The sequence below is a fragment of the Yoonia sp. R2-816 genome (assembly GCF_046762905.1).
Classification (GTDB): Bacteria; Pseudomonadota; Alphaproteobacteria; order Rhodobacterales; family Rhodobacteraceae; genus Yoonia.
In genome coordinates, this window is sequence record NZ_JBKQXN010000142.1 from 1 (window position 1) to 5,830 (window position 5,830).

Here is a 5,830-nt window from a genome sequence, read left to right on the forward strand (position 1 = left end):
GTCCGCAGTGACATAGTTGCCGTCCATCAGGGTGAACGTCCCCTCAGACGCTCTGCCAACAGTGACCACGTCCATCACAAGCGGGGCGTCCGCAGCACCGGCGCTGTCCAGGCCCGCAATAGACAGCATCATCTCACCCGAAATGTCGCCGGTGATGACAAGCTGATCAGTGTCCGCACCATTGCCATCAATCACCGTGTCCAGGGCAAAAACGCTTCTTCCCGACCCGGTGTAATCGCCGTCTATGGTGATCACATCCCCCGTCGCCCCGTCCTGCACGTCCAAAATTACAGAGCCATCATTGATCACGTCACCGGCGATGGTCAGGCCGCCACCAGACGCGGTGGCCACTTGACCCGCAATCATCGCCCCGGTGGGGGTGCCCCCTTCCCGACCAGTTGCGCGGAACGTAGACGTCGCGTCGATGGACAGGCCCATATCCACCTCGACACGCTCCCAGTTACTGAGGTGAGTCTCTGTGGAATTCATGTTTATCGGGTCATTGAGCGAACCAACGAACGTCAGCTTATCATTACCGCCCACCCCGCCGTCCAGAATATAGCGCCCCTCACCGAGGGTTACGGTGTGAATAGCGACGGTATCATTGCCCGCACCGGCATAAATATCACCAGTGAAGCTGCCATTGTTCAGCTTCAGGGTATCGTCTCCCGCCCCAAGACGAATATCACCGGTGATTTCCCCCCACGAGTCGATCGTCGTATCGCCATCCCCGTCTTCTATGGCAAGACCAGACGCCGTACCATTCACAACGGCGTTGCCGTTGATCCTGATCTCCCTCTTGACACCGGGGAGACCGGAGCGGGAGATCGTTCGGATCGCTGCGCCGTTGCCAGTTCCGCCCGTCACGGACCCGTTGACGCTTATGTCAAAGCCTGTCGCACCCTCAGCACGGATCCCGTCTGCATCCTCTCCGGAAACCGTGACGATGCCGCTCAAATGGACACTTGCCGTCGCGGATGCTGAAAACGCGTTAAGCCCATGCGCTTCTTTCCCCTTCGTGGTGACTGTGCCGCCATGCATTTCCACGCTCGCAGCGCCATGGACCGTGTGGTTCGCAGAAACCCCATAAGCTCCGTCACCGGAAGTCTCGATACTAGCTGTATCGTCTACTACCGCCGTCGCCGTTTTGTTCCCCCTGTTATAGCTCCACGCATAAACCGCATGGGCATCTTTCCCCTCCGTGGTGACCTTGCTGTCGCTCGTCACTTTCACTTTCACCGTGCCACTGCCGTTGGAGCTCGCCACAATCCCAAAGCCAACATCACTCTTTGTTATGATCTCCCCGCCGCTCATTTTCGCAAGCGCCACCGCCTTATCTGCGTCGATCGTCGCGTTCGCCTCGATAAACGCCCAAATCCCGTACGTATTGTTCGGTTTGAAACTTAATCCTAGACGAGTAGCAGAAGCTTCGTCCGTGGCGGCCTCCGTGGTGATCTTGCCACCCGTCATTATTGCTTCCGCCCTGCCAGTGCCTGCCGTCTCCACCCACATTCCATAGGCACGGTGACCCTTTGTTATGATCTCCCCGCCAGACATGGTCGCCTTCGCCATGGCGTCGCTTTGCTGATTTTTGACACTCGAATAAATCGCGAACGAACGCGTATGGTCAGTGGTGATTTCGCCGCCCTTCATCTCCACGGTCGCGCTGCCCCGGCCTGTGTTGGTGATAGTTGCCCAAAGCCCCCGACCCTGCGTCACGATATTACCAGTTTCCTCATCAATAGCGTATTTCCCAGTAATGTTAATTTTCGTATCCTCACCCTCCATCACAACACGCGCATTGCCGCCACCCTTATTGCCCGCCACAGCCCCATGAGATTGCTTGCCGTTTGTAGTGATTCTGGTGACCACCCCTGGTGTACTTGTACCTACGTTTACGAACGTGTCAGCGTTACTCTCCAGGTGAACGTGCTCGGCAATAATCCCCATACCATTAACGGCCTCCGTGCTAATTGTGCCGCTGTTCAGATTCACAACAATATCAGTTGAGTTTCGCGCACGAACAGCCCTCGCGGCTATTTGAGCATCAGTCTCATTACCCCCTACCTCCACCCCCTTCGCCTGCACCCCCTGGCCGGCACCCAGCTTGTTGACGGTGACATTATTCAGATTCAGCCTGTACCCAGGCACATCAGTATATTTGATGCCATTGTTATAGGTGCCAGCGCCGCATGAAAAAACGACGCCGTTAGTCGGGCTACCGCACTCATTGTCCGCCTGAGCCGCACTGCCGGAGAACATCACCGCAGCACTCGCCAATACCAAAAGGCCCGGCGCAATGCTCGCCACCTGACCCTTGAACTTGGTCAAACGACCGCCTCGAGCCGAGACGTTGCGCGGGCGAGGAGCGGGCTGCGGGTCCAAGGGATCGATTGTCATTCTAAAATACTCCTGTGTGGGTCATCGCCAACATGTTTGAACAGGATCGGGAAAGGCACCGTCCTGCCCACTAGGCGTTCAGTTGGGGGGCATAAATGCAGGCATTGAGATTGACTTCGGCCAGAGGTGTTGTGACAGCCCCAACCAGAAGCGGACCACGTCGGAGATCGGCCGCGCTGCTTTCGCGCCGTCCGGCCTGCAAGTAACAGGCTGAATTTATTGCGGATATGGGCGATTTTTTATCGAGCATTCGGGTGGCCAAGTCATTCACTTCTTACCCAATAATAGGACCCACTTGCTGTATTGAGAAATACTCTGACACTATACTTCAATAGGCATCAGCTATGATGAGGTCAGCGGCCCAAAACCCGGGATTGTTTGCAACCGCCGCGCGACATCGGTCTGCGATGAGGGAGATTTGCTCTTGCTGGTTTTTGCATTGATCCAAACCGTTCGCTCAGCGATCATCTAGCAAATCCTTGATGCGCTTGAGTTGTACCATTCCTATCGGGAAGCTGTGGCCTTGTTCGTAGAGAATTGCCCGCAGGGCGATTATTTGTAGGTGTCCTGCGAGCCAAGGTAGCCAGGATGATGGCTCTCTATCTCACTGTGGGCTTCCTTTTTCTGCTTGGCCTTTTCCAGCGCGGCCATCTGGTCTTCGGTCAGCAGGATGCCCTCCTGGGCGGCGCGGGCCTCCAGTGCTTTGAACCGCTTTTTCATGGTCTCAAGGTCATTGCGCAGCCAGATCGACCGGACGCCCGAGGACGACACCATGATGCCCTTCTGCTGAAGCTCCCAACTGGCGCGCTTCCTCGAAGGTCAGGTTGAACTGATCCAGGCTCTCGGAACGCACGCCAACCCGATGACGGTTCTGTCCTGCCAGTTGATGTTTGAGCTTCTCGATCAGCAGAGCCTGCGATTTGACTTCATCGGCCCAAAACCGCTTCTTCCGCCTGCTCATAGGGTGCCTCATGGTGTCCACTATCGATGGTGGACACTTAGATCACTCTCCACGACGCCGTTAGGTCGGGTTCATCGGACGCTTACGAAAAACCCGACAGTTGGATCGTTTCGGCCCATGGCAGAACGGCTGCAACCGTTGCCGCGATCCTCAGACCGCCTACAAGGGGAACAAACGTCCACATGTGCAGTTCATCTGGACGATACGTACGGGCGGCTTTCAGCAAAACCGCCCATAAATTGTTTACGATGTGGTAGGTTTACAGACACTCCTACCCGCCTCGACTATGGCCAGCTCTGTGTTCGCCGGGCAACTAGGTGCGCCGAGTTTGTCGTACTCTGGTGTGATGTAAATCGGCGTTGGCGCCACCGGCGCGGGTTCTTCCGGCTGCGAGCATGCAGCAAGAATAGGGGCAATTGCACCAACGGCAAAAACTTTCAGTTTCATGTCTGTCAATCCTCTATAAAACTTCTGATATTGTTCAAGAATTCTGGGCTGACGCCAAGATGCGGCCACCAACCACTGCCGAAGCTGTTACAGTCAGCCATGGCGGTTTCCAGATTACAGTTCATTGGATAACTTCTCTTGTTGAGGCTGGATTGCCTCCAGCCGGGTTTTCGAGATCAGACCACTATGTTGCCTGCCTCTTGGGTTTGGGATGGAAAGGAGCTCTCCTCCCGCTCTACACGTCCTCAATAAAAACAGAGGTCGTATTTCTATGTTGGGGAATTTTTGATTGATCCCAGCCGACTGACTGAACCGCCGAACAATACTGTTGGGATCAACACCGCCTGATTTGACAGTCCCGTCGATCATGCGCGCCGTTGTATTGCCATGGCCAGCAGTGCGCGCAGAAATTCCATGGACATCATCACCGCTCGTCTTGAATATGCCTCCAGTCACTTCCACGTTTGCCGTGAAGTCACCCGTCTCATTGTCGATCTTCGCATATCGTCCGAAAGGATTTGCAGACCTTGCTGGCCATGCTATGGAAACCGTGCCGTCATTCATTTCTATTGAAACATCATCTTCGCCGGCCACGGTGCCAGCATCGTTATGTATCAGATTGAGCACATCTGATTCGGCATAAGCGATGCTATTCAGGTAGCTGTTAACAGCACATGCGACGTCACCTTGCCCATTTCGGCTTGGCCTGCTGTCGGTGGACTGAGCGCGTACCACGCTCTGGGTCGCGCTGCCAGCGAACAGCATCGCAAGGGTCACCACAACTGAAAGGTTTGGTGCAATGCTTGCCACCTGACCCTTGAACTTGGTCAAACGGCCACCCCAAATCGAAGACGTTGCGCGAGTGTAAGGTGGCGGCGGAACACGTGACAAAGTCAAGATTGCCTCTACTTAGGAGAAGATGATTCCATATTAATCAAGGCTGGTTGTCGAAATAAAATACTAAAAAACAATGGTTTGATAGAACCGCTCTATTCATAGGTGTTCCAAGGAGACTGTTGCACTCATTGGCTGAGGTCGTTTTGAAGCTAGGGCGGTTCGTTGATCATGCTTCAGGCGCGAGGCGTTGGTGAATATGCTCAAGGCGCAGGTTGTGGCGTGCGTGAGGGCGCCTTGGTCGCCCCCCTGAATAGCGAAGCTCTGGCTGAGGTGCGCGCGGACCTTGCCGGAGGGGGAAGTATCTCGTCGCTTGCACCGCGCTACGATACCTCTCGGCAGACGGTCTTTCGACTGAGTAACGCCGGGTCCCAACTTGTGAAGTTAAATTAGATTAGAAACGCTGCAAACCTGTCCGAAAAGGTACGACCACTTCACTATTCTAGTTTTCTTCGTGCGTCGGCAAATGCTTTTGTTGGTGTTCGCAAGCCAAGACACTTTTTGGGTGTTGCGTTTTTGCGCGCCTACCGTAGTTCTGACCGAACCCCGAAGCAATTGCCCGCCAACAGCATCCGACTCTGCAGTTCGGGCATCAATCAAGGAAGAGTTCTCTGTTTGCGGCATTGTCAAGCGGGTCATTTTCCTGTCCGTCTGGGGCATGGTTCTCTGCGAGGTCACGGGAATTGCGCCTCATGATGGTTTCCGTCGGTGGACGTCTCCAATGTTTTTCGCGAGGTATGCGGTTTTCTCCGCATCCCCACCCTTCAAAACGAGATAGATCAACCTCCGTCCCGTCGGGACTTGGCTCCCCGCTTCGCCGGGCGGGTATTTAGATCAAGCAGTGGCTTCCTTTGTCCATTTGAAGTCGGTGTCCTTTTTCACAGTGTCAGCATCAACACCGCAATCTTGCGCGCTGCGGCGACTGCGGCCTTGCGAACCCACGTTTCGCGGCCAGTCGTATGAATCGCCCCGGTTTCACCGGAGACCTATAGCTTCATTTCATGCGACCATATCGAGCACGTCGTGCTGTGCATAGAAGTTCTGTTCAGCCTCTGCTGGCGGGATGTTTCCGATGGGGCCAAGCAGGCGCCGGTTGTTGAACCAATCGACCCAGCCGAGGGTGGCCAT

The 5,830-nt window shown here is 55.1% G+C and carries 3 protein-coding genes and 3 pseudogenes; all 6 read right to left on the reverse strand.

The window, feature by feature from the left end:
• Positions 1-2,400: pseudogene (locus tag ACFWW2_RS04755) on the reverse strand (hypothetical protein); the annotation flags it as partial.
• Between the two features lie 558 nt (positions 2,401-2,958).
• Positions 2,959-3,207, reverse strand: a pseudogene (locus tag ACFWW2_RS04760) (IS481 family transposase); the annotation flags it as partial.
• On the reverse strand, positions 3,131-3,361 hold the full coding sequence (locus ACFWW2_RS04765) for a hypothetical protein (protein ID WP_393926598.1): 231 nt from the start codon (positions 3,359-3,361) through the stop codon (positions 3,131-3,133). The gene ACFWW2_RS04765 and the pseudogene ACFWW2_RS04760, both read right to left, overlap by 77 nt.
• A 243-nt stretch (positions 3,362-3,604) precedes the next feature.
• Positions 3,605-3,808: a hypothetical protein gene (locus tag ACFWW2_RS04770; RefSeq protein ID WP_393926599.1), complete on the reverse strand. Its 204-nt coding sequence runs from the start codon at positions 3,806-3,808 to the stop codon at positions 3,605-3,607.
• Positions 3,809-3,922: 114 nt separating this feature from the next.
• Positions 3,923-4,639 carry a hypothetical protein gene (locus ACFWW2_RS04775; RefSeq protein WP_393926600.1) on the reverse strand — a complete coding sequence of 239 codons (717 nt, stop codon included), beginning with the start codon at positions 4,637-4,639 and terminating at the stop codon, positions 3,923-3,925.
• A gap of 1,062 nt (positions 4,640-5,701) precedes the next feature.
• Positions 5,702-5,830, reverse strand: a pseudogene (locus tag ACFWW2_RS04780) (IS3 family transposase); the annotation flags it as partial.

What these genes read in the sequence shown, in the direction of transcription:
- ACFWW2_RS04765 (WP_393926598.1), bottom strand. Translation starts at nt 3,361, where the DNA reads ATGAGCAGGCGGAAGAAGCGGTTTTGGGCCGATGAAGTCAAATCGCAG.
- ACFWW2_RS04770 (WP_393926599.1), bottom strand. Translation starts at nt 3,808, where the DNA reads ATGAAACTGAAAGTTTTTGCCGTTGGTGCAATTGCCCCTATTCTTGCT.